The organism is Lentzea sp. NPDC036949 (assembly GCF_055608075.1).
The window spans coordinates 994337-1017785 of record NZ_JBVJRA010000001.1; the positions used below are offsets into that span (position 1 = coordinate 994337).

The window sequence follows — 23449 nt, forward strand, 5'->3', positions numbered from 1 at the left end:
TGGGGTCTACGGCTTCAGCAAGAAGGGAACGTAACCCGTTTCGGGGTGTGCCTCCGGGTCGGTGCTGAACGCCCTGACCTCGATCGCGTGCGGCCCTTCCGTGAGCGAGGCGGTGTTCAGCGAGATCCGCCACCGGCCCGCGCCCGCGGGCCCGTCCGCCGTGGTGGGGACGGTCGCGATGTGAGTGCCGTCGAGCCTGACCTCGAACCCGGCGAGACCCGCGACCGCCGCGTCCAGCGCGGTGATCCTGATCTCCAGCACGACCCGGCCCCTCGCGAGCGCGGCACCGTTCTGCACGGGCTGACCACCCGAGTCGAGCACCTCGGCGACGGGGTCGGCCAGCGACGGGCGGGCGTCCACGAGCGGGCTGCCCGAGTCGCGCTTCGAGATGCCGGAGACGGGGCCGGTGAGCTCGACGTCGGTGTGCGTGACCTGGACGCGGTCCGCGGTGAGCAACCCGACGTTCAGGGTGTCGGTGAACGCCTCCCGCGGCAGGTCGGCCACGGCCGCGTACTCGGCGCCGGGCTTCCACTGCTGGCCCTCGACAGCGGGCCGCAGCGGCACCTCGACGTCGTTGACCTCCACCCGGTCGACCGGCGGACCCTCCCTGGAGGGGATCAGCGCGAGCCGCAGCTGACCGGCGGTGACGTCCGGGATGCGCTTGACCGGCGCGGGTGCCGCGTCGACCCGGACGTTCGGCGCGGGCACGTTCGGGGGCGCCTCCGCCGCGGCGGCGCGGAAGCCGATCAGGTCGATGCCGGCCCTCACCCGGTCACCGGCGAGCGCGGCGATCCCGGCGAGAGCGGTCGCCTCCCGCCACGGCGGCACGAACGGCGAGGTCGCGACCACCTCGCCGTCGCGGTGCACCTGGACGCCGGTGGGCCCGACCACCAGCTCCCAGTGCACGCTCATGCCCGGCACGGCGGCGGGAACCGGCTTGGTCGCGGTGCCGCCGGGGACGAGCTCGACGACCGAGTTGCCGGCCGCGTCGGTGCTGACGGTGGCGCGGACGGCGTTCGGCAGCACCGGTTCGCCTTGCACGCTCACCGGACCGGGGACCAGGTCCAGCAGCAGCCTGCCGCCGCTGCCGGGGGCGTCGGTCTCCACGACGAACCGGCTCTCGTCCGGCCCGCGGACGAACGGCGTGCGGGCGCGCAACGACACCGCGCGCGTGCCGCAGCTGCTGCTGATCACGAGCCGGTCGTGGTCGTCGTCGTCACCGGAGGTCGCGCGGGCGCAGTCGGTGCGCTTGCCGAACCGCCAGCGCCCCTGGTCCGGCTCGTCGGTGCCGTCGAACCGGTCGACGAACGAGTACTGCGCGGTGTCGGCCCGCGGCGTCGCCCTCGTGCGGGCGGGCTCGGAGTACTGGCCGAACGAGTCCACCGCGCGGATCTCGACCTCCTGCTCCTGGTCGTTGCGCAGACCGTTGAGCTGGGTGCCGGGCCGGGTCACGAGCTTGCGGTGCTCACCCCAGCGCACCTCGTAGGCGGGGGCGTCACCGGTCCACGTGAGCTGCACGCGGTGGTGGCCGGGGCGGGCGGTGACGGCACCCGGCGCGGCGGGACGGCCCTGCGGACCCGGCACGAGCGCGAGGTCGGCAGCGAACGGCTTGAGCTTCGTCGGCGGCGGCGGGAGCTCGGGCGTGGTCGGGTCGCCGGTGTCCCTCAGGAGGACGACACCGACCACCAGGGCCAGGCCCGCGACGGCGAAGGCGACCCGCTTCATGTGGTCACGCTAAGGCGTTGTGCGCAGCTCGAACACGGTTTCGGTGGTAACGGGTTCGCCATGATCGGCCGGAAGGACGCTCAGCTTGAGCCGGGGGCGGGCACCGAGGTCCGCGGCGTTCAGCCAGAACTCGTGCCGGCCGGGAACGGCGCCGCCCTGCTCGTTCGTCGGCAGTGCCACGACGCGCTTGCCGTCGAGCTCCAGCTCGATGCCGCGGTGGCCGATCGCGTTGATCTCCGCGGTGACGAGCACGCGCCCGGTACGGGGCAGCTGCTGCGGTGGTGTGGTGCCGTCCTCGTGCATGACCTGGAGCCGCGGCGGGCCGGTTCTCATGCCGCCCGGCCGGTCGGGCAGCCGGGGCAGCGTGCCGGGGCGGCTCTCCGGTTTGCGGAACACCACGAGCTGCGCGTCCCGCGGCGCCTCGACCCCGCGGTCGCCCAGCGGCAGGTCCACCACCGACGGTTCCTCGCCCCTCAACGTCACGAGCTTCGCGGCGATGGCGTCGTGCGGCACCTCGACCGTCGCCGGGAGGACCTCGGTGGGCACCGCCCGTTCCTCGACGCCGCCGACCCCGAACGAGTCGAGGAAACCGCCGCCGTCGATCCGGATCCGCGGGTGCGCCAGCGGGGTGGTGAGCACGACCGGCTCACCCGCGACCACCACGCCGTCGCGCACCGCGAGCACCGCGTCGGGCAGCACCCGCAGCTCCCAGCGGTGCCGCACACCCGCCACGAGCCCCGTCAGCGGCGCGTCGCCCAGCTCGACCTGCCGGTCGCTGCGCGGCAGGTCGGGATCGGCGACGATGCGCGTGCCCTGGGTGGTGATGTCGAGGCTGACCGCGCCCTTCGGCTGGAACTCCTGGTCCTTCAGGAAGTGCCACGGCGCGGGCAGCAACGTCAGCCGCACGTGGCTCGACTCGACCGCACCGGCGACGCTGATGATCGCCCGCCCGGTCGCACCGTCCCGGCCGGGCACCCCGAACCGGATCGGCGTGTTCGACTGGAACATCGCCGTGCCGCAGTCCACGTCGACCCGCTTGCCCCGGCCGAACGGCCGCAGCCCCAGGCAGTTCTGCTCCGCCTCGACCCGCCACTTGCGCGGGTCCAGCGCCTCCGGCCCGTCGAACCGCTCGGGCTGCCCGACGAGCTCGTCGTCCCACCGGTCGTCGTAGAGGTCCTGGGGTGTGGCGGTGATCATCAGCGGCTCCGAGCGCCGCCCGATCGCGTTGACCGCGCGCACCTCGACCCGGACCTCCTGGTCCGGCCGCAACCCGGCGAGCTCGACCTCGGGGTTCGGCACCAGCTGCTCGTTGCCGTTCCACCGCACCTCGTAGGCCGGTGCGCTGCCGGCCCAGCTGACCTGCACCGCGTCCGCGTCGAGCGCCTGCGTCCGCGGACTGGCCGGCTTGACCGGCTCCTGCTGCTGCACGACCCGCACCCGGTCGTCGACCTCGCGCTTCAGGTTGTCCGGCGCATCGCTCGCCCGCAGTGCGACCACGGCGGCCACGACCAGCGCGAGCCCACCGAGCCCACCCGCGAGCGTCCGTCGATCCACCCGGCGACCTTACGACGTTTCCGCAGCGGCGGTGCTTCCGTTCAGCGCAACCACACGCCCACCCCGGGACCCCAGGTTGCGCAGCGCCGCGAGCGCCCCCGGCTTGCTCAGGTCGAGCGTCACCGCCGCCCTCGCGGGCTGCTCGACCAGCGCTTTCCTGCCCTCGTGCCCGGCCTCGATCGTCTTGGCCAGCCCACCGGTGCTCGCGAGCGACCCCCGTGCCGCCCCCAACCGCCCCAGCGCGTCGTCCACCGCCATCAGCAACGCGTCCCGGTTCCCCTCGCACATCGCCCTGACGAGCTCCGGCCGGCTCCCCGCGACCCGCGTGCCGTCACCGAAGCTCCCCGCCGCCAACGCCAGCGCCAGCGGCCCGCCACCCGCGCCGACCGCGGCCAGCACCGCGGCCAGGATGTGCGGCAGGTGGCTGATCCGCGCGACCGCCTCGTCGTGCTCCTCCGGCGTGGTCGGCACGACGTGCGCCCCCAGGTCCAGCGCCAACCGCATCACGTCGACCAGGTGGTCGTCCGCCTCCTCCGGCGTCACCACCCAGGCGGCGTTCTCGAACAGCCCCGCGCTCCCCGCGTCCCACCCGCTGCGGCTCGTCCCCGCCATCGGGTGCCCGCCCACGAACCGCACCTCCGGCGCATACCGGTGCACGGCGTCGTGGACGGGCCCCTTCACGCTGGTGACGTCGGTGAGCCGGGTGTTCGGCGGAACCTTCCTGAGCAGGTCGGGCAACGCGGGCAACGGCACCGCCAGCACGACGAGCGCCTCGGGGTCGCGCCGGAGGGCCTCCTCGACCCCGACGACGTCGAACCCCTCCGCCCGCGCCCGGTCCGCGTCGTCCCTGCTCGCCGTGGCACCCCACACCGTGCGCCCGGCCGCCTTGGCGCCCCGCAGCACGGACCCGCCGATCAGTCCCAGTCCGATCACGCACACGTCTCGCACACCGCACATCATTCCGTGCGAGGCGGCTTCGGACGACAACGCCTCGTCAGGCCCCGCCGCCAAGTCGCCGCAGGACGGACTTCGCGCCCTGCGCGCTCACCCGCGTGACCACGACCGCGCCGGCCAGGGCCGTGAGCGTGATCATCAGCGCCGACTGCGGATCTTGGCCGCGCTCGATCAACCATCCGGTGAAGGCAAAGGTCATCGCCACGATCAGGGCGTGCGCGATCGTGAGTGGTTGTGCCACGGCAAAGCTCCTGTTTCCCGAAACGGTCGAGCAGTCGCTCGACTGAGAAACGAAGTCTTGCAGCGGTGGAAGTGCGAGACGATCGGCCATAGGCGGGGACTTGAATTCCGATTGACACCACCAGGTGGGTGATCTTGCCGCTTGGATCCGGCTTTCAGTGCAGGTCGACAGCGTTCCCGGCCTCGAAAAACATCCGGTTGGGTTAACAAGCTCCATTCCGTTCGGCGTGGAAACGACTGTCGATCGTTCTCCGCGGCGCGGTCGTGGACAACCGCACCGCGGAAACGGATTTCCCTCCGAGCCGTGCCTACCGGAGGGCGTCCAGCGCGAACGCCGCGTACATCGCCACCCCGTGCTCCATCGACGCCTCGTCGAACAGCACCCGGTTCGAGTGGTTCGCCTCGGCCTCCTCCACGTCGACCCCGCGCGGGCAGCCGCCGACGAACGCCAGCGCACCCGGCACCCGTTGCAGCACGTAGGAGAAGTCCTCCGCACCCATCAGCGGGTCCGGCAGCGGCTCGCTCCACGACGGGCCCATCGCCGACGCGGCGAGGTCGAGCACGTGCTGACCGACCGCGTCGTCGTTCACGGTCACCGGGTAGCCGGGCACGATGCTGATCTCCGCGCGGCACCCGTGGGCGGCCGCCGTGTGCTTCACGACCTGCTCGAGCTCGGTGTGCACCTGCTTGCGGGTGAGCTCGGACAGCGTCCTGATGGTGCCGTCGAGGGTGGCGACCTCGGGGATGATGTTGGTGGTGGTGCCGGCCCTGATCTGGGCCACCGTGACCACCGCCGGCTGGTGCGCGCTGATCCGCCTGCCCAGCATCGTCTGGATCGCGCCCACCATCGCCGCCGCGGCGGGCACCGGGTCGACGGCGTTGTGCGGCATGGCGCCGTGGCCGCCGCGGCCCTTCACGTGGATGTGGAACGTGTCGGCCGACGCCATGATCGGGCCCGGCCGGCAGGTGATCACACCCGAGCGCAGCTTCGACGTGATGTGCAGTGCGAAGGCCTTCTCCACGTCGTCGTCGAGCAGGCCTTCCTCGATCATGTACCGGGCACCGTGGTAGCCCTCCTCGCCCGGCTGGAACATGAACAGCACCCGGCCCCGCAGCGCGTCGCGGCGGTCGGCGAGCAGGCGGGCGGAGGCCGCCAGCATCGCCACGTGCGTGTCGTGGCCGCAGGCGTGCATCGCTCCGTCCACTTCGGACGCGAACGGCAGGCCGGTGTCCTCCTGCAGCGGCAGGCCGTCCATGTCGCCGCGCAGCAGCACCGTGGGCCCCGGCTGCTCGCCCTCCAGCACCGCGACGACCGACGTCGTCGACTTGCCCGTGGTGACCTTCAGCGGCAGGCCCTCCAACGCGTGCAGGATCGCCGCCTGCGTCTTGGGGAGCTGAAGGCCCTGTTCGGGGTGGCGGTGCACCTGCCGCCGCAACGCGACCGTGCGCGGCTGGAGCGCGCGGGCCGCCTCGAGCAGTCCGGCGAAACGGGGTTCCGGTGTGGTTGTGCTCATCCTCCGATGGTCGCACCACCTCGGCTACCGGGAAGGTCGTCTGAGCCCTACGGTGTGCACATGACACAGCAGGAGCCGGTCAACGGCTTCGCGGTCGCGGTCGTCCGGGAGGACGGCCGCTGGCGGTGCAGCAGGATGGACAGCTCCGCGCTGTCGGAGCTGGACGCGGCGATCACCCAGCTGCGGCAGCTCAGGTCGACCGGTGCGGCCTTCGGCCTGCTGGCCGTCGACGACGAGTTCTTCATCGTCCTGCGCCCGGTCCCCGGCGGCGTGGCCCTGCTGCTGTCGGACGCCGCCGCGGCACTCGACTACGACATCGCCGCCGACGTCCTCGACCTCCTGCGCGTCGAACCGCCCGACGAGGAGGACACCGAGCTCTGGCCGGAGGGCGACCTGGGCGTCCTCGCCGACCTCGGCATGCCCGCCCACGAGCTCCAGATCATCGTCGACCAGGTCGACCTCTACCCGGACGAGCAGCTCCAGATGATCGCCCAGCGCATCGGCTTCATCGACGAGTTCGTGCAGCTGCTCGACACGATCCAGGCGTGAACGACGACGAGGACCTGGTCCGCAGGGCCGTCCGCGCGGCCGCGAACGCGGGCACCGACGTCCCGATCGGCGCCGTCGTGTTCGCCCCCGACGGCACCGTCCTCGCCGAGGCCTGCAACGCCCGTGAAGCCCTCGGCGACCCCACCGCCCACGCCGAGGTCCTGGCCCTGCGCGCGGCAGCCGCGGCGTACGGCGACGGCTGGCGCCTCGACGGCTGCACCCTCGCGGTGACGCTGGAGCCCTGCACGATGTGCGCCGGCGCCCTCGTGCAGGCACGTGTCTCCCGCCTCGTCTTCGGCGCCTGGGAACCCAAGACGGGCGCCGTCGGCTCGCTGTGGGACGTCGTGCGGGACCGCCGGCTCAACCACCGGCCGGAGGTGCGCGGCGGTGTGCTCGAAGACGAGTGCGCTGACCTGCTGGAACGCTTCTTCCGGACCCAGCGTTAAACCCCTGGATCCGACTGTGTATTGTTCTTACCGGTGGCGTGTCCGAGCGGCCGAAGGAGCACGCCTCGAAAGCGTGTGAGGTGAAAGCCTCCGTGGGTTCAAATCCCACCGCCACCGCCAAAGCTGGAAGGCGAGTGCTCACGACGAGCGCTCGCCTTCTTGCTTTGACGGGTGTTTTGTGGGGGCGGAGCCCCCACACCCCGCCCTGGGGGCACGCCCCCAGGGCCCCGACCAGGTGCAGAGCCATGGCGGTGGGACGGGTTCGTCAGAACCTCACCGCGGCCAGGAACTTCTCCAGCAGCGCGGCGTCGCCGGTCACCTCGAAACCGTCGACCGGCCGCCGCTGGTACAGCACCAGCACCACCTCGAACGCCGGCCCGCTCAGCGACGCGTCAGCCGCCACCTCCCCGTGCCGGAGCGCCACGGGCGCCTCCCCGCGCAGGTCGACCAGCCACTGCTCCGCGCCGGTCGCCGTGAAGCGCAGCACCCCGGACCCGAGCAGTGCGGACGCCTCCGGCCGGAGGGTGAAGATGAACGGCAGCAGCGTCGTCATCCACTCCCACAGCGCGTCGCAGGTCACCCGCTCGCCGACCTCGAACGGCAGCCCGAGCGCCTGGCACGCGTCGAACCGGTGCACGACGGTCTCGTGCGCCATCCGCCGTCCCCAGAACCGCGGCCCCGCCATCCCGGCCATCACCGCGATCGGCTCGTCGACCCGCACCCCGGACATCCGGTCGGCCAGCAGCTGGGCGCCTTCGAGCAGCCACGGGCCGAGCTCCGCGGTCGTCTCCCCGGCGTAGCCGGACACCGAGTGCGCCTTGCTGAACGACCGGTCGGTCTCCTGGACGCGCCGCTCGACCATCTCCGCGACCCAGCGGTGCGCGTACCCGAGGTGGCGCAGCAGCTGGTTGACCGTCCAACCGGGGCACGACGGCACCGGCGCCGACAGGTCGGCGCCGTCCACCGCGGACACCAGCAGCGACGTCTCGGAGACGATCGTGGCCAGGCGCTCGTCGTAGCTCAGGGACCCCACGGTCAGAAACGTACGCCCCGCACCAGCAGGTCGAGCAGCGCGCGGTCGCCGAACACCTCCAGCCCCTCCACCGGGCGCCGCCGGTACATCGCCAGCACCAGGTCCACGACCGGGCCGCGCACCGCCACGTCCGCCTTCTCGTGGCCCTCCCGCACCACCGGCGCCGCACCCGTGAGGTCGATCACGAACTCGGCCTCGGCGTCCGTCGCGTGCAGGTGCACGGTGCCGGTCCCCACCAGGGCCGCCGTCTCCTCCGGCCACCGCGTGAACGCGTAGGGGACCGCGAGACCGGTCCACTCGCGCAGCGTGTCCTGGGCGATCTCGGGGTCGAGGTCGAACGGCAGGCCCAGCGCGTTCAGCGCGTCCCACCGGTGGACCGCGGTCTCGTGGGTCATCCGCCGCGACCACACGCGGGGGCCGGGGTGGCCCTCGACCGGCGCGATCATCTCGTCGGGGTCGACGGAGCGCAGCACCTCGGCCAGCGAGGCGGCTCCCTCCTGCAACCACGGGATCAGCACCGAGGCCTGTTCACCCACGTACGAGGACAGGTGGTGGGCGCCGTTGCGGGAGAAGTCGATCTCCGGCAGCCTCTCCCTGAGCATGACGTCGGCCCAGCGGTGGGCGTGGCCGAGGTGGCGCAGGAGTTGGTTCAGCGTCCAGTCCGGGATCGACGGGACGGGAACGCGCAGGTCAGCGCCTTCGAGGGCGGCGGTCAGCAGTGCGGTCTGGTTGATGATCTCGGCGCAGCGGCGCTCGTAGCTCGGAATCCCCACACCTGTGAACATAGGGACGCCGGCCGGTGCCTGGGAGGGGCCCACCGGCCGGCGTTCCGAAAACGAGCATACACCATGATCGAACACTTGTTCGAGTGATCATTGCTGGGCCAACTGGTTAACCGTTAGTGACAACAGCTTCCAAACACCACTCGATCGAGGAAGGATGCGGCGGTCCGCCGCATCCCCTGGAGGAAGTTTTGAGACCCACCCTGCCCGGTGTCGGGACAGCGGTGGTGGCGCTCGTGTTCGCCGCCGTCCCCGCCGTTGCCGCACCCAGCTCCGACGCGCTGATCTCCGAGGTCTACGGGGGCGGCGGCAACTCCGGCGCCACCCTCACGCAGGACTTCGTCGAGCTCGCGAACAAGGGCACGGCCCCCGTCGGCCTGGACGGCTTCAGCGTCCAGTACATCTCGGCGAGCCCCGGCGCCTCCACGCAGTGGGGCGTCACCCCGCTGACCGGCAGCATCGCCGCCGGCAAGACCTTCCTGGTCGCCCAGGCCAAGGGCACCGGCGGCACGGTCGAGCTGCCCACCCCCGACGCCACCGGCACCCTCGCCATGAGCGCCACCGGCGGTGCCATCGCGCTCGTCTCCGGCACCACGCCGCTGACCTGCAAGACCGCCGCCGACTGCGCCGCGGAGCCGCGTGTGAAGGACCTCGTCGGCTACGGCACCGCCGTCGTGCGCGAGGGCACCGCGACCGGTGCGCTGAGCAACACCACCTCGGCGGCCCGCAAGACCGGCCTGCCCGACACCGACGACAACTCCGCCGACTTCACCGTCGGCGCCCCCACCCCGACCAACTCCAAGGGCGAGACCCCGGGCGGCGGCGACCCCGGTCCCGGCCCCGACCCGGACCCCACGCCCGGCGACAAGCGCATCCACGACATCCAGGGCGTCACGCGCATCTCGCCGCTCGTCGGCCAGAAGGTCACGAACGTCCCCGGCGTCGTCACCGGCACGCGCGCCACGGGTGACCGCGGCTTCTGGATCCAGGACACCAAGACCCCGGACACCGACCCGCGCACCAGCGAGGGTGTGTTCGTCTACACGGCAGGCTCCGCGCCGACCGTCGCGGTGGGCGACGAGGTGCTGGTCAGCGGCACGATCGCCGAGTACCGGCCGGGCGGGGAGACGGGCTCGAACCAGACCCTCACCGAGATCACCGCTCCGACCACGACCACGCTGTCCAAGGGCAACGCGGTCCCGGCACCGGTCGTCGTGCAGAACATCCCGGCCGGCTACCTGCCCGCCCCCGGCGGCAGCATCGAGCAGCTCCCGCTGGAGCCGGAGAAGTACGGCCTCGACTACCTCGAGTCACTCGAAGGCACGCTGGTGCAGGTGAACGACGCCCGCGTCGTCGGCCCGAGCAACTCCTTCGGCGAGGTCTGGGTGACGGTCAACCCCGACCAGAACCGCAACCAGCGCGGCGGCACCACCTACACCGCGTACGACCAGCAGAACAGCGGCCGCCTGAAGATCAAGACCGCCGGTCAGCTGCCCGCCGCGAACGTCGGTGACGTGTTCGCCGGCGCGACCGTCGGTGCCGTCGAGTACACCAACTTCGGCGGCTACACGCTGGCGGCGCTGACCCTCGGCCAGCACGTCTCGTCCAACCTGCAGCGCGAGATCACCGCGCAGCAGAAGGAGTCCGAGCTCTCGGTCGCGACCTACAACGTCGAGAACCTCGACCCGTCCGACCCGCAGGAGAAGTTCGACCGGCTCGCCGACGGCGTGACCACCAACCTGCGCAGCCCGGACGTCGTTGTCCTGGAAGAGATCCAGGACAACAACGGCGCGACCAACGACGGTGTCGTGGCCGCGGACCAGACGCTGCAGAAGTTCTCCGACGCGATCGTCGCCAAGGGCGGCCCGCGCTACCAGTGGCGCCAGATCGACCCGGAGAACCTCAAGGACGGCGGCGAGCCCGGCGGCAACATCCGCGTCGGCTTCTTCTTCAACCCGCAGCGGGTGTCCTTCGTGGACCGTCCCGGCGGCGACTTCAAGACGCCCGTCCAGGTCGTGAAGAAGAACGGCCGTGCCGCGCTTTCCGTGTCACCGGGCCGGATCGACCCGCTGAACGACGCGTGGGCCAGCAGCCGCAAGCCGCTCGCCGGCGAGTTCAAGTTCCGCGGCCGCACGGTCTTCGTCGTCGCGAACCACTTCAACTCCAAGGGCGGCGACGAGGCCGTCCACGGTCGCAACCAGCCGCCGAGCCGCACCTCCGAGGTGCAGCGCGGCAAGCAGGCGGCGTCGCTCAAGGCGTTCACCGAGCAGATCCGCGCGATCGACAAGGGCGCCAACGTGATCCTCGCGGGCGACCTGAACGACTACCAGTTCTCGCCCGCGCTGAAGGCGCTGACCGGTGACGGCAACCTCAAGGCGCTCATCGAGACGCTGCCCGTGAACGAGCGGTACAGCTACGTCTTCGAGGGCAACTCGCAGACGCTCGACCACCTCGTGATGAGCAAGAACATCACGCGCTTCAGCTACGACGTGGTCCACGTCAACGCCGAGTTCGCCGACCAGGCGAGCGACCACGACCCGCAGATCGTCCGCCTCCGCCCGTCCACGGGTGACGCGAGCGTCGACCGGATCGTGTTCACGCTCGAAGACGTCATCGACTGCCTCAAGAAGTAACCCGCTCCACCTGCTGCCGTCGCCGCGTCATCCAGCTGACGCGGCGGCGGCAGCGGCCGTTGCGGCCGCGACACCGGCCTGGATCGCCTGGATGGCCTTGCGCACGGCGTCACCGGCCCAGTTGCCGGCTGCGATCTCCCCGGCCCGCCGCTTCAGCTCGCGCTTGTCGCCCTCGAACACCCGGTGCACCGCGTTCGCCGCGTGCAGCAGCGTGATCAACGACCCCGTGCGCGCATCCGCTCCGCGGTACCCGTGCACGACCTCGCCGACTGCCTTGCGCACCTCGTCGTCCGCGCGCTCGTCCGTGATCACGTAACTCCTGCCGGGAAAGATCCCGAGCACCCTGCGCGCGTCCACCCGCACGGCGCCACGGGCCTCCAGGTCCGCGAGCACGTTGTCGCGCACGCGTTTCCGCAGCCGCTCCACCGCCTTCCGCGGTGACATCGGCTTGTCGATCCGCGCGACCGACTCCCGCAGCAACGGGTCCGCCAGCGGCGCCGGGTCGACGACCTGGAGCTTCTTGCCGGTCGGTTCGAACGCGACCCGCCCCGAGCTCACCAGCTCGATGAGCACGGCACCGGCGAGCGCGTTGTCCGCCGACGCCGAGTCGACGTGCAACTTCCCGTTCTGCCGGTTGATGAACAGCAGCATCAGCTCTTCGTGCAGCACCATGCCACCGTAACGCGAGAAGGGCGCCGAACGGTGAGGTTCGGCGCCCTTCTGCGAAGAGAGCGGAGGATACGGGATTTGAACCCGTGAGGGGGTGAACCCAACACGATTTCCAGTCGTGCGCACTAGGCCGCTATGCGAATCCTCCGTGGAGAACCTTACCGGACGGGTGTCCCACGGCCCAAAACGGGGGGTCTCGACCACCTCGCCGAAAAATCTTCTGAGGCCGTGTCGATCTGGCGGGTGCCCGCTCGTCGTGATCCCGTAGACCCGGACCGAGGAGGACTTCCGTGAAGTACATGCTGTTGATCCACGCCGCCGCCGACCAGGAGGCCAACTGCACCGTCGAGGACTGGATCGCCTACGAGAAGGAGATGAAGGACGCGGGCGTCCTGGTCGCCGGGCACTCGCTGGCCGACCTCGTCACCGCGACCACCGTCCAGGTCGGACCGGACGGCCGGCGCAGCGTCACCGACGGGCCGTTCGCCGAGACCCGCGAGGTCCTGGGCGGCTACAACGTCATCGACGTGCCCGACCTCGACGCGGCACTGGAGTGGGCGGCCAAGTGCCCCGGCTCGCGTGACGGCGGCGCCGTCGTCGTGCGGCCGATCGCCGAGTTCGACCTCTGAGTTCTCGATGAACGTCGAGCAGGTGTTCCGGGAGGAACGCGGCCGGCTGCTCGCCACCCTGGTCAAGCGCTTCGGCGACCTCGACCTCGCCGAGGAGGTCACCTCCGACGCGATCGAGGCGGCGCTGCGGCACTGGCCGGTCGACGGGGTGCCGGACCGGCCCGGCGCGTGGTTGCTCACGACCGCGCGCCGCAAGGCCGTCGACCGGCTGCGGCGCGACCGGGTGCACGCCGCCCGGCTCGCGCTGCTGCAGGTGGAGGTCGACCGCGCGGACCCGCCGAAGGGCGACGCGCTGCCGGACGAGCGGCTGGAGCTGTTCTTCACGTGCGCGCACCCGGCGCTGGCGGAGGAGGACCGCGGGGCGCTCGTCCTGCGGTGCCTCGCCGGCTTCACGACGCCGGAGGTCGCGCGGGCGCACCTCGTGCCCGTGACGACGATGCAGCAGCGGATCGTGCGCGCGAAGAAGAAGATCAGGGAGGCGCGCATCCCGTTCCGCGTCCCCGACCCGCACGAGCTCCCGGAACGCCTGCCCGGCGTGCTGCAGGCCGTCTACTCGATCTTCACCGAGGGCTACGCCGCCCAGCGCGCCGACCTCGCGGAGGAGGCGGTCCGGCTCGCGCGGATCCTGCGCGGCCTGCTGCCCGACCGCGAGGTGACGGGCCTGCTGGCGTTGATGCTGCTGGTCCACGCCCGCCGGGACGCGCGCGCCGAGCTGCTGGAGGACCAGGACCGCTCCCTCTGGGACCGCGACATGGTCGACGAGGGCAGCGCGCTGGCCGAGCAGGCGCTGACCGGCGGCCACGGCCCGTACGGCGTGCAGGCCGCGATCAACGCGCTGCACGACGAGGCACCCGACTTCGCCTCGACGGACTGGCCGCAGATCGTCGCGCTCTACGACGTGCTGCTGAAGCTGGCGCCGTCGCCCGTGGTCGCGCTGAACCGGGCCGCCGCGGTCGCGATGCGCGACGGTGCCGCGGCGGGCCTCGCGTTGCTCGACGAGCTCGCCGCCGAACCCAGGCTGCGCGACTACCACCCGTACCGGGCCGCCCGCGCCGACCTGCTGCACCGCCTGGGCCGTTCCGCGGAGGCAGCCCAGGCGTACCGCGAGGCCATCGCACTCGCGGGCACCGCGTCCGAACAGGACTTCCTGCGCCGCAGGCTCACCGCCGTCGAGGAGAAACCGTGATCACGAAGTGGTTGTCCACAGGTGGGGACAACCCTGTGGGTAAGTCGAACATGCGTTCGAAGAACTAGATCGGTTACACTTGCGTCGGACCTCGTGCGGCACACATCTCGCGAACCTCCCCAGGGCCGGAAGGCAGCAAGGATAAGCGGGCTCTGGTGGGTGCACGGGGTCCCCTTTTTGTGTCGGTGCTCCCCGGTACTGTCTGCGGCGTGGCGCTCGCTCTGTATCGCAAGTACCGTCCGGCCACGTTCTCCGAGGTCGTCGGCCAGGAGCACGTGACCGATCCGCTGCGTGTCGCACTGTCGGCGGGCCGGGTGAACCACGCGTACCTGTTCAGCGGTCCACGCGGCTGCGGCAAGACCTCGTCGGCCCGCATCCTGGCCCGCTCGCTGAACTGCGTGAAGGGCCCGACACCCGACCCGTGCGGCGAGTGCAACTCGTGCATCGGCCTCGCGCCGAACGGCACCGGCAGCGTCGACGTGGTCGAGCTCGACGCCGCGTCCCACGGTGGTGTGGAGGACGCCCGCGACCTGCGCGACAAGGCCTTCTACGCCCCGGCGGAGGCCAAGTACCGCGTCTTCATCATCGACGAGGCGCACATGGTCACCACGCAGGGCTTCAACGCCCTGCTGAAGATCGTCGAAGAGCCGCCGGACCACCTGATCTTCATCTTCGCCACGACCGAGCCGGACAAGGTCCTCCCGACCATCCGCTCGCGCACGCACCACTACCCGTTCCGCCTGATCCCGCCCGGCGTGATGCGCAGCCTCCTCGAACGCAACTGCGCCGCCGAGGGCGTCGCCGTCGAGCCCGCGGTGTTCCCCCTGGTGATCCGCGCGGGCGGCGGCTCAGCCCGCGACACCCAGTCCGTGATGGACCAGCTCCTCGCCGGCGCGGGCCCCGAGGGCGTGCGGTACGACCGTGCCATCACCCTGCTCGGCGTCACCGACTCGGCCCTGATCAACGACGTGGTCGAGGGCCTCGCGGCCGGCGACGGCGCCGCGGTCTTCGGCACCATCGACAGCCTGGTCGAAGCGGGCCACGACCCCCGCCGCTTCGCCTCCGACCTCCTCGACCGCCTCCGCGACCTCGTCCTGCTCTGCGCGGTGCCCGACGCGGCCGACCGCAACCTCGTCTCCGCTCCGGCCGACGAGCTGGCGACCATGTCGTCCCAGGCCGAACGCATCGGCCCCGCCGCACTCACGCGTTACGCCGAGATCGTCCACACCGGCCTGGTCGAGATGCGCGGCGCCACCGCCCCCCGCCTGCTGCTGGAGCTGCTCTGCTCCCGCATGCTGCTGCCCTCGGTCTCCCAGTCCGAGGCCGCACTCCTGCAACGCCTCGAACAACTCGAACGCCGCCCACCCGCCGCCATCGCGGCCGGTCCCGGCGACCCGTCGGCTGCTCCGGCCGGCGGTCCGGTGTTCACCCGCAGGTCCCAGCAGGCCGCCACTCCACCTGCGGCACCCGCGCCGGTCGCGGCGGTTGCGCCGCCGGTTGCTCAGCCCGCTCCTCCCGTTGTCGAGCCCGCTCAGCCCGTTGTCCAGGCCGTTGCCCAACCGGTTGCTCCGCCCGTTGCCGCTCAGCCCGTCGCTGTTCAGCCAGAACCTGTCGCTGCTCCCGCTGCCGCGGCGGTTCCTGCTCCATCGGAACTCTCCACCGCTCCCAGCACCGGCGCGATGGACGCGCCGGCCGTGCGCCGCATCTGGTCCGAACTGCTGGCCGCGGTCCGGTCCAGCAGCCGCAGCACCGAGGCGATGCTGACGAACGCGATGGTCAGCGAGGTCGACGGCAACGTCGTCACCATTGCCCACACCTCCGCCCCGCTGGCCCGCCGCCTGGCCGAACCCCGCAACACCGAGGCCATCGCCGCAGCCCTGTCCGCCGTGCTCGGCGGCACCTGGCAGGTCCGCTGCATCCACGGCACCCCCGGCGCCACCACCCAGGCCTCCGGCCCGGCCAAGGCCCCCCGTCCCGCCCCGACCCGCCCGAGCCAGTCGTCCGCACCGCCGCAACCCCCGGCCCGCCCGCAGCCAGAACCCCAGTCCCGCCCGGCCCCGCGCCCACCGGTCGACGACGTCCCACCCCCACCGGAACCCCCGGAGCCCGACGAGCCCCTCCCGCCAGAGCCGTACGACGAAGAGGCAATGCTCGCCGAGGCCGCCCGCCCAGCCGACCCCAACGCAACGCCGGTCGCGGCCCTGGACCCGGAGGCCAAGATGTTCCAGCTCCTGGCCGACGAACTGGGCGCCCGCCCGCTGAAAAAGGCCTGACGGGTCCCGCACGCGCCACCCGACCGGGTGAAGCTTGTCCTGATCCACGCCTGGGCTCGTCTTGTAGGTGTCCGGATCACACCTGCTCCGGCGCCCGCAGGTATGGAAGCGCGCGGAGGGGGCGATGCTCGTGGTCGAGCCGGGGCGGCGGCATCGGTGAGGCCGCGGTGCTCAGCCGGTGTCGTGGGTGAGGACAGCCCATGGGGGCGGCCGGCGTGCGCACCCGGTGTGGTGGCTGGGGGGTAGGCCGCGGGAGCGGTGGCCCGCGCGGCACCGCGCACCAGCGTTCCCGGCACCTGGACCACCCGCGCACCCACGCTGGCACCGTGGCCACCGCACGTGCCGCCACCGCACGCGCCGCTCACCGCACCGCACGCGCCGCCGCCCCACGCGCCGCGCACCGCACCGCGCGTGCCGCCGCCTCACCGCGCGTGGGGCCACCGCATGTGCCGCGCGCCGCCCACTTCACACGCCGCCCATGCGCCGCCACCCCACACGCCGCCCGATTCCACGCGCCGCCCACCCCACCAGGCCCCCACCCCACCCAACCCCCACGAGGGGCGAGCCCCACCCACCGACGCTGCGCGCCGTACGCTGGACCCCACTCCCAACCCACCCGAGAGGACCAGCAGGTGCAACCCGGTTTCGACATGCAGGCACTGCTCCAGCAGGCCCAGAACATGCAGCAGCAGATGGCCACCGCCCAGCAGGAGCTGGCCGAAACCGAGGTCGCCGGTTCCGCGGGCAACGGCCTCGTCACCGCGACCGTCACCGGTGGCGGTGAGCTCATGAACCTCACCATCGACCCGAAGATCGTCGACCCCGAGGACGTCGAGACGTTGCAGGACCTGGTGATCGCCGCCATCAAGGACGCGAACACGAAGGCCCAGCAGTTGGTGGAGCAGAAGCTCGGTCCGCTCGCGCAGGGCGGCCTCGGCGGATTGCTCGGGTAAGTCGCGATGTACGAGGGGCCGGTTCAGGACCTCATCGACGAGCTGGGCCGGCTGCCCGGTGTCGGCCCGAAGAGTGCGCAGCGCATCGCCTTCCACCTGCTCGCGACGGAGCCCGCGGACATCGAGCGGCTGCAGAGCGCGTTGCAGAAGGTGAAGGAAGGCGTTGTGTTCTGCGACGTCTGCGGCAACGTGAGTGCGGAGACCACCTGCCGCATCTGCCGGGACCCGAAGCGGGACCTGACGCTGGTGTGCGTGGTCGAGGAACCCAAGGACGTGCTCGCGGTCGAGCGGACCAGGGAGTTCAAGGGGCGCTACCACGTGCTCGGCGGGGCGCTCGACCCGCTCAGCGGGGTGGGGCCGGACCAGTTGCGGATCAGGCAGCTGCTCACGCGGATCGGCACGCCGACCAACGGGGTCGACATCTCCGAGGTGATCATCGCCACGGACCCGAACACCGAGGGTGAGGCGACGGCCACCTACCTGGTGCGGATGCTGCGGGACTTCCCGGGGCTCACGGTCACCAGGCTGGCGAGCGGGTTGCCGATGGGTGGCGACCTGGAGTTCGCGGACGAGCTCACGCTGGGGCGTGCGCTATCTGGGCGCCGGAGCATGTGACGAACCATCCACTGCGGTTGGGCAGCACCAGGCTGATCGCGGTGGATGGTCCTTCCGGCGCGGGGAAGTCCACCTTCGCGGAGCGGCTCGCCGAGCAGCTCGGGGCTCAGCTCATCCGCACCGACCACTTCGCCACCTGGGACGATCCCGTCACGAGGTGGTGGCCGCGGCTCGTGCGGGCGCTCGACGAGGTCGCGGAGGGCAGGACCGGTCGTTACCGCACGACCGACTGGTCGCAGGGGTTCGCGCGGCCGGAGCAGGGGGAGTGGGTCGAGGTCGAGCCACGACCGGTGCTGGTCCTGGAGGGGTTCTCCGCCGCCAGGAAGGCGAACCACCGCGCCAGCACCGCGATCTTCGTCGACCACGGCACCGAGGAGGCCCGGCTGGAACGCGCGGTCGCGCGGGACGGTGAGCGGCACCGGGAGCACTTCCGGCGGTGGCAGCAGTTCGAGCGCGGCTGGTTCGCCGTCGACGAGACGCGGGACAGGGCCGATTACGTGGTCACGGCGAGCTGATCGCGCACCACGTCGGCCTCCGGTGAGCCGATCGCGTTGAACACCTCAAGCGCCGACTCCCAGTACTTCCTGGCTGCCGCAACGGATCCCGACGCCAGTGCCGCGTCACCGGCCAGGCCGAGCGCCCGTGCGAAGACCCAGCGGTGGCCGGACGACTCGCCGAGTGCGGACGCGCGCAGGGCGCATTCGAGGGCCTGGGGGGCGTCGCCCGTGTCGAGGTGGATGCGGCCCAGCACGAGCAGCACCTCCATCTCGGCGCTGCGGAACTGCGACCGGCCCGCCTCCACCAGCGCCGAGGTCGCCTGCGCCAGCGCCTCCTCGTAGCGGCCGACCCCGCGGTACGCGGCGGCCAGACCGCGGCGGGCGAGGATCATGCCCCACGAGTAACCGGTCTCGGTCGCGCTCGCCAATGCCGCCGAGAACTGCGTCAGCGCCTCCTCGTAGCGCTTGGCACCTTCGAGCGCGCGGCCCAGCAGGTTCGTGGCGTCGCACGAGCTCTTGACGTTCTCCAGGTCAGCGGCGATCTCGATGGCCGCACGGGCGTGCGTCGCCGCTTCTTCGTACCGGCCGCGCATCAGCAGGGTGATGGCCATGCCTTCGTGCAGCGTGTGTCCGAACGTGCGGGCCGCGGAACGTTCGTACAGCTCGCCCGCGCGCACGAAGTAGTCGGCGCCGAGGTCGGCTTGGCCGCGCATCGCGTACACCTCGCCCAACGCGCGCATGACGTGCGCCTGGGTGATCCACGAGTCGAGCCGCGTGCCGGCTTCGAGGGCCTCCTCGAAGTTCGCTGCGGCCCGGTCGAGCTGGCCGAGCTGCATGTAGATGCCGCCGAGGTTGAACAACGCGGTGGCCTGCAGCTGGTCTGCCTGGACCCGCCTGGTGATCACCAGCGCGCGTTCCAGGTGGTCGGCGGCGTGCTCCAGCTCGCCGAGGTCGATGTAGACGCCGCCCGCGTTCGACAGGACCGCGGCCTCCGCCTGCGGCAGCGAGATGCGCGGCACCAGCGCGATGGCCTGCTGGTAGTAGCCGAGGGCGTTGCGGAGCTGGCCGGTCACCCAGTAGAGCGTGCCCAGCGACGACAGCATCGCGAGCTGGCCGAGCTCGTCGCGGGGTGCGCGGGCGCCCAGCAGGCCCGCCTTCGCCGTCTCCCGCCACTCCGCGGCCAGGCCCTGCGTGTGGAAGTAGCCGCGCAACGCGTCCGCCAGCAGCCACGGCGAGTTCTCCGGGTCGCGTTCCACGGCGTGCGCGACCAGCGCCACCAGGTTGCCGCGTTCCACGTCGAGCCAGCTCAACGCCTCGGTCGAGGTGCTGAACGCCCGCGGCACCACTCCGTCGAGCGGGTCGGGGCGGGGGAAGCGGAACAGCGTCGACTTGAGCGCGGCCGTCGCGTTGTCGACCGACCGCACCGCCCAGTCCACCAGCCGCCGCAACGCCAGGCGCGCGTCGACCTTGCCCTCCTCGAACGCCAGCCGCTCGGCCGCGTAGTCGCGCAGCAGGTCGTGGAACTGGTAGCGGGACGGCGCGTGGTTCGCGATCAGGTTGGCCGTGGCCAGGCGGTCCAGCCGACGGCGGGCGTCCTGCGGGGTCAGCCCGGACAGCGCGGCCGCCATCTCCGGTGTGAAGTCGGTACCGGGCACCAGCGACAGCAGGCGGAACATCTGCGCCAGCTCCGGCTTCAGCGCCGTGTAGGAGAGGTCGAACGCCGCGTGCACCGCGACCCGCTCGTCGCCCTCCACGGCCAGCGCGGCGAGCCGGTTGCCCGCGCGCAGCTCCTCGACGTAGTCCGCGATCGACAGCTCCGGCCGCGACACCAGGTTCGCCGCCGCGATCCGCAACGCCAGCGGCAGGTGCGCGCACAGCGCAGCCAGCTCCGCGGCCGCGTCCTCCTGCGCGTCCACCTCGGCGGCGCCCACGATGCCCGCGAGCAACGCCCTGGTCTCCGGCCAGTCGAGCACGTCGAGCCGCACGTTCGAGGCCGCGTGCGACACCGCGAGCCCGCGCAGGGTGTCCCGCGAGGTCACCAGCACCGCACAGCCCGGCGACCCCGGCAGCAGCGGCCGGATCTGCTCGGCCGACGACGCGTTGTCGAGCAGCAGCAGCACCCGCTGACCGGTCAGCGTCGAGCGGAACATCGCCTCCTGCTCGTCCTGGTCCAGCGGCACCTGGTCGGGTTCGGTGCCCAGTGCCCGCAGGAACCGCGGCAGCACGTCGACCGCGCTCAACGGCGGACCGGGGGCGTACCCGCGCAGGTTCACGTACAGCTGGCCGTCCGGGAAGTCCGACCGCATCCGGTGCGCCGCGTGCACGGCCAGCGCCGTCTTGCCCACACCCGGCGGACCGGCAAGTGTGACGACCGGCACGCCCTGGGCGGTCCGGAGCAGGGCGATGATCAACGCCACGGCCTCGTCGCGGCCCACGAAGTCGGGGATGTCGGCGGGCAGCTGCGACGGCACCACCCGTTCGGGCTTCGCCGCCACGACCGCGGCACCGGAGACGGCGGGCGCCACCGCGTCGATCGAGCCGGAGAGCACCTGGCCGTGCACCCGCCGCAGCTCGTCACCGGGGTCGATGCCCAGCTCGTCACCGAGCAGCCGGGACACCCGCTGGTAGGCGGCCAGCGCCTCGCTCTGCCGGCCGGAGCGGTACAGCGCCACCATCAGCTGCGCCCAGAACCGCTCGCGCAACGGGTGCTCGCTGGTCAGCCGGGACAGCTCCGCCACCAGCTCGCCGTGCCTGCCCAGCTCCAGGTCGACCTCGACCCGGCGTTCCAGCACGTGCAGGCGGCGTTCGTTCAGCCGCGGCACCTCGTCGCGGTGCAGGATCTCCGACGGCACGTCGACCAGCGCCGGACCTCGCCACAGACCCAGTGCGGCGGTGAACGCGGCCGAGGCGGCCGGCAGGTTCCCCGCGGCGCGCTCCTGCTCACCCTGCTCGATCAGCGGTTCGAAGCGCATCAGGTCGATGGTCTTCTCGTCCACGTCGATCAGGTATCCGTCTGGCACGGTCCGAATGGGCACGGACGGACCGAGCAGCTGCCGCAGCCTCATCACGTACGTCTGGAGCGTCGCGCGGGCCCTGGCCGGCGGCTCGTCGCCCCACACGTTCCCGGCGAGCTCGTCGACCGACACCGACGTGCCCGCGCGCAGCAGCAGCGACACCAGCAACGCGCGCTGCCTACCCGCTCTCACCAGCAAAGGTTCGGAGTCGACGAGCACTTGCAGAGGGCCGAGCACGCGGAACTCGACGTGCCTGCTCATGCGCCCTCCTCCGCGTGTCGCTGTTGTTTCTACAGCCTAGGAGAGCGTTCGACGCATCTGGCGTGCTCACGTTGGGTCAGCGCGCATGCGCCGGACGTATCAGAATGCCTGGTCTAGTGGCCGGATCGTGACCTGAGCTACCTCGGGAGGGGTATGAACAACGGTTATGGTCGGCGACCACACCGTGAGATGTGCGGATTGTCCAAGGGGTGTTTGATGGTCCACTCAGTAACGGCTCGCCGCCGTTGGGTAGCCGCGATCGGCTTCCTCAGCGTCAGCGCGCTGGCCCTGTCCGGTTGCGCGCAATCCCAGCGCGACTCAGGGGGCGGCGGCCAGCAGGGCGGCACGCTGACCTTCGGTGCCGCAGGCGCGCCGAAGCTGTTCGACCCGTTCTACGCGACCGACGGCGAGACCTTCCGGGTCGCCCGTCAGATGTACGAGGGTCTGGTCGGCTTCAAGCCCGGCACCGCCGAGGTCGAGCCCGCGCTCGCCGAGAAGTACGAGCCCTCCGCTGACGGCAAGACGTGGACGTTCACCCTCAAGGAGAACGTGAAGTTCCACGACGGCACCGCGTTCAACGCCGAGGCGGTCTGCTTCAACTTCGAGCGCTGGTACAACCAGAAGGGCGCCGGCCAGTCCGACGCCGTCTCCCAGTACTGGCTGGACAACTTCGGCGGGTTCAAGGGCACGCCGGACAAGCCCTCGCTGTACAAGTCCTGCACGGCCAAGGACGCCAAGACCGCGGTCATCGAGCTGAACGAGGTCACCTCGCAGTTCCCGTCGGTCCTCGGCTTCACGTCGTTCTCGATCTCCAGCCCCGACGCGCTGAAGAAGTACGACGCCGACAACGTCCAGGCCGCAGGTGACTCGTTCACCTACCCGGCCTACGCCACGGAGCACCCGACCGGCACGGGCCCGTTCAAGTTCAGCAAGTACGACAAGGCCAACAACACCGTCGAACTGGTCCGCAACGACGACTACCACGGCACCAAGGCCAAGCTGGACAAGATCGTCTTCAAGATCATCCCGGACGAGACCGCCCGCAAGCAGGCGCTCAAGGCCGGCGACATCGACGGCTACGACCTGCCGAACGCGGCGGACTGGGCCGGTCTGAAGACCGACGGCTTCAACGTGGCGATCCGCCCGGCGTTCAACGTGTTCTACCTGGGCATCAACCAGAAGAACAACCCGAAGCTCGCCGACCTCAAGGTCCGCCAGGCCCTGATGTACGCGATCAACCGCGAGCAGCTGGTCAAGTCGCAGCTGCCCGAGGGCGCCAAGGTCGCGACGCAGTTCATGCCGGACACGGTGAACGGCTACAACAAGTCGATCCCCGAGGTGAAGTACGACGTCGAGAAGGCGAAGGCGCTGCTCGCCGAGGCCGGTGCCACCGACCTGACCCTGAAGGCCTACTGGCCGTCCGAGGTCACCCGCCCGTACATGCCGTCCCCGAAGGACCTGTGGGGCGCCATCGCCGGCGACCTGCAGAAGGCCGGCATCAAGCTGGACGTCGTCACCAAGCCGTGGAACGGCGGCTACCTGACCGACGTCGACAACGGCATCCCGGACGTGTTCCTGCTCGGCTGGACCGGTGACAACGGCACCGCCCACAACTGGGTCGGCACGTTCTTCGGCCGCACCGACAACCGCTTCAACACCGGTGTGTCGGCGTGGGGCGCCTCGCTCGCCTCCGACCTCGCCAAGGCGAACTCCGAGCCGAACGAGGGCAACCGCACCAAGCTGTACGAAGAGGTCAACAAGAAGATCATGGAGGAGTACCTCCCCGCGATCCCGATCTCGTACTCCCCGCCCGCTCTGGTGTTCAAGTCGGACATCAAGGGTGTCGTCCCGAGCCCGTTGACCGACGAGAGGTTCGGTTCGGCCTCCAAGGGCTGAGTCGACCAGCTCCCACCACAAGAGAA

At 71.4% G+C, this 23449-nt stretch carries 19 protein-coding genes, 2 tRNA genes and 1 other RNA gene; 12 read left to right on the top strand and 10 right to left on the bottom strand.

What is annotated here, in order from left to right:
• Positions 1–6: 6 nt before the first annotated feature.
• From ACZ7CD_RS05055 to ACZ7CD_RS05075, 5 genes are all read right to left on the bottom strand, one after another.
• Positions 7–1725 (bottom strand): hypothetical protein, encoded by a 1719-nt coding sequence (locus ACZ7CD_RS05055; RefSeq protein WP_470378327.1) that lies wholly within the window; start codon positions 1723–1725, stop codon positions 7–9.
• Positions 1726–1734: 9 nt separating this feature from the next.
• Positions 1735–3279, bottom strand: coding sequence for a fibronectin type III domain-containing protein (locus ACZ7CD_RS05060; protein WP_360396916.1), 1545 nt, complete (start codon positions 3277–3279; stop codon positions 1735–1737).
• Positions 3280–3288: 9 nt separating this feature from the next.
• A complete protein-coding gene (locus tag ACZ7CD_RS05065; RefSeq protein ID WP_458429716.1) occupies positions 3289–4227 on the bottom strand; it encodes a prephenate dehydrogenase in 939 nt (312 codons plus the stop codon).
• Positions 4228–4273: 46 nt separating this feature from the next.
• On the bottom strand, positions 4274–4564 hold the full coding sequence (locus ACZ7CD_RS05070; RefSeq protein WP_360396914.1) for a hypothetical protein: 291 nt from the start codon (positions 4562–4564) through the stop codon (positions 4274–4276).
• Between the two features lie 217 nt (positions 4565–4781).
• Positions 4782–5987 carry a M20 metallopeptidase family protein gene (locus ACZ7CD_RS05075; RefSeq protein ID WP_470378328.1) on the bottom strand — a complete coding sequence of 402 codons (1206 nt, stop codon included), beginning with the start codon at positions 5985–5987 and terminating at the stop codon, positions 4782–4784.
• Positions 5988–6047: 60 nt separating this feature from the next.
• Between ACZ7CD_RS05075 and ACZ7CD_RS05080 the strand changes: the two genes are divergently transcribed.
• From ACZ7CD_RS05080 to ACZ7CD_RS05090, 3 genes are all read left to right on the top strand, one after another.
• Positions 6048–6536, top strand: coding sequence for a tRNA adenosine deaminase-associated protein (locus ACZ7CD_RS05080; RefSeq protein WP_360396912.1), 489 nt, complete (start codon positions 6048–6050; stop codon positions 6534–6536).
• A complete protein-coding gene (locus ACZ7CD_RS05085) occupies positions 6533–6982 on the top strand; it encodes a nucleoside deaminase (protein ID WP_470378329.1) in 450 nt (149 codons plus the stop codon). Before ACZ7CD_RS05080 ends, ACZ7CD_RS05085 begins: the two co-directional genes overlap by 4 nt.
• A gap of 32 nt (positions 6983–7014) precedes the next feature.
• Positions 7015–7102 (top strand) — tRNA-Ser (locus tag ACZ7CD_RS05090).
• Positions 7103–7247: 145 nt separating this feature from the next.
• On the opposite strand, the gene ACZ7CD_RS05095 is transcribed toward ACZ7CD_RS05090, so the two are convergent.
• Positions 7248–8015 carry a maleylpyruvate isomerase family mycothiol-dependent enzyme gene (locus ACZ7CD_RS05095; RefSeq protein WP_470378330.1) on the bottom strand — a complete coding sequence of 256 codons (768 nt, stop codon included), beginning with the start codon at positions 8013–8015 and terminating at the stop codon, positions 7248–7250.
• A gap of 2 nt (positions 8016–8017) precedes the next feature.
• On the bottom strand, positions 8018–8788 hold the full coding sequence (locus ACZ7CD_RS05100; RefSeq protein WP_470378331.1) for a maleylpyruvate isomerase family mycothiol-dependent enzyme: 771 nt from the start codon (positions 8786–8788) through the stop codon (positions 8018–8020).
• A gap of 200 nt (positions 8789–8988) precedes the next feature.
• Between ACZ7CD_RS05100 and ACZ7CD_RS05105 the strand changes: the two genes are divergently transcribed.
• Entirely contained in the window at positions 8989–11430 is a 2442-nt protein-coding gene (locus tag ACZ7CD_RS05105; RefSeq protein ID WP_470378332.1) for an endonuclease/exonuclease/phosphatase family protein, read from the top strand.
• Between the two features lie 27 nt (positions 11431–11457).
• On the opposite strand, the gene ACZ7CD_RS05110 is transcribed toward ACZ7CD_RS05105, so the two are convergent.
• A complete protein-coding gene (locus tag ACZ7CD_RS05110) occupies positions 11458–12102 on the bottom strand; it encodes a GOLPH3/VPS74 family protein (RefSeq protein WP_360396905.1) in 645 nt (214 codons plus the stop codon).
• A 60-nt stretch (positions 12103–12162) separates the two neighbouring features.
• Positions 12163–12247: transfer RNA gene (locus ACZ7CD_RS05115), tRNA-Ser, on the bottom strand.
• A 142-nt stretch (positions 12248–12389) separates the two neighbouring features.
• On the opposite strand from ACZ7CD_RS05115, the gene ACZ7CD_RS05120 reads away from it, so the two are divergent.
• The 7 genes from ACZ7CD_RS05120 (at position 12390) to ACZ7CD_RS05150 (ending at position 18270) form a co-directional block, all read left to right on the top strand.
• Positions 12390–12728: a YciI family protein gene (locus tag ACZ7CD_RS05120; RefSeq protein WP_470378333.1), complete on the top strand. Its 339-nt coding sequence runs from the start codon at positions 12390–12392 to the stop codon at positions 12726–12728.
• A gap of 7 nt (positions 12729–12735) precedes the next feature.
• Positions 12736–13914: an RNA polymerase sigma factor gene (locus ACZ7CD_RS05125; protein WP_470378334.1), complete on the top strand. Its 1179-nt coding sequence runs from the start codon at positions 12736–12738 to the stop codon at positions 13912–13914.
• Positions 13915–13996: 82 nt separating this feature from the next.
• An RNA gene (ffs, locus tag ACZ7CD_RS05130) (signal recognition particle sRNA small type) lies at positions 13997–14093 on the top strand.
• Between the two features lie 30 nt (positions 14094–14123).
• A complete protein-coding gene (locus ACZ7CD_RS05135; RefSeq protein WP_470378335.1) occupies positions 14124–16187 on the top strand; it encodes a DNA polymerase III subunit gamma and tau in 2064 nt (687 codons plus the stop codon).
• Positions 16188–16837: 650 nt separating this feature from the next.
• Positions 16838–17140 (top strand): YbaB/EbfC family nucleoid-associated protein, encoded by a 303-nt coding sequence (locus ACZ7CD_RS05140; protein WP_360397099.1) that lies wholly within the window; start codon positions 16838–16840, stop codon positions 17138–17140.
• A gap of 6 nt (positions 17141–17146) precedes the next feature.
• On the top strand, positions 17147–17755 hold the full coding sequence (recR, locus tag ACZ7CD_RS05145; protein ID WP_458429707.1) for a recombination mediator RecR: 609 nt from the start codon (positions 17147–17149) through the stop codon (positions 17753–17755).
• A 41-nt stretch (positions 17756–17796) separates the two neighbouring features.
• Positions 17797–18270, top strand: coding sequence for a uridine kinase family protein (locus ACZ7CD_RS05150; protein WP_458429706.1), 474 nt, complete (start codon positions 17797–17799; stop codon positions 18268–18270).
• On the opposite strand, the gene ACZ7CD_RS05155 is transcribed toward ACZ7CD_RS05150, so the two are convergent.
• Positions 18249–21527, bottom strand: a complete 3279-nt coding sequence (locus ACZ7CD_RS05155; RefSeq protein ID WP_360396899.1) for an AfsR/SARP family transcriptional regulator — start codon at positions 21525–21527, stop codon at positions 18249–18251. The genes ACZ7CD_RS05150 and ACZ7CD_RS05155 overlap by 22 nt on opposite strands.
• A 216-nt stretch (positions 21528–21743) precedes the next feature.
• Between ACZ7CD_RS05155 and ACZ7CD_RS05160 the strand changes: the two genes are divergently transcribed.
• Entirely contained in the window at positions 21744–23423 is a 1680-nt protein-coding gene (locus ACZ7CD_RS05160) for an ABC transporter substrate-binding protein (protein WP_360396898.1), read from the top strand.
• Positions 23424–23449: the final 26 nt, after the last annotated feature.

What these genes read in the sequence shown, in the direction of transcription:
- ACZ7CD_RS05140 (WP_360397099.1), top strand. Translation starts at nt 16,838, where the DNA reads ATGCAGGCACTGCTCCAGCAGGCCCAGAACATGCAGCAGCAGATGGCC.
- recR (WP_458429707.1), top strand. Translation starts at nt 17,147, where the DNA reads ATGTACGAGGGGCCGGTTCAGGACCTCATCGACGAGCTGGGCCGGCTG.
- ACZ7CD_RS05070 (WP_360396914.1), bottom strand. Translation starts at nt 4,564, where the DNA reads ATGGCCGATCGTCTCGCACTTCCACCGCTGCAAGACTTCGTTTCTCAG.
- ACZ7CD_RS05075 (WP_470378328.1), bottom strand. Translation starts at nt 5,987, where the DNA reads ATGAGCACAACCACACCGGAACCCCGTTTCGCCGGACTGCTCGAGGCG.
- ACZ7CD_RS05110 (WP_360396905.1), bottom strand. Translation starts at nt 12,102, where the DNA reads ATGGTGCTGCACGAAGAGCTGATGCTGCTGTTCATCAACCGGCAGAAC.
- ACZ7CD_RS05125 (WP_470378334.1), top strand. Translation starts at nt 12,736, where the DNA reads ATGAACGTCGAGCAGGTGTTCCGGGAGGAACGCGGCCGGCTGCTCGCC.
- ACZ7CD_RS05160 (WP_360396898.1), top strand. Translation starts at nt 21,744, where the DNA reads ATGGTCCACTCAGTAACGGCTCGCCGCCGTTGGGTAGCCGCGATCGGC.
- ACZ7CD_RS05055 (WP_470378327.1), bottom strand. Translation starts at nt 1,725, where the DNA reads ATGAAGCGGGTCGCCTTCGCCGTCGCGGGCCTGGCCCTGGTGGTCGGT.
- ACZ7CD_RS05080 (WP_360396912.1), top strand. Translation starts at nt 6,048, where the DNA reads ATGACACAGCAGGAGCCGGTCAACGGCTTCGCGGTCGCGGTCGTCCGG.
- ACZ7CD_RS05155 (WP_360396899.1), bottom strand. Translation starts at nt 21,527, where the DNA reads ATGAGCAGGCACGTCGAGTTCCGCGTGCTCGGCCCTCTGCAAGTGCTC.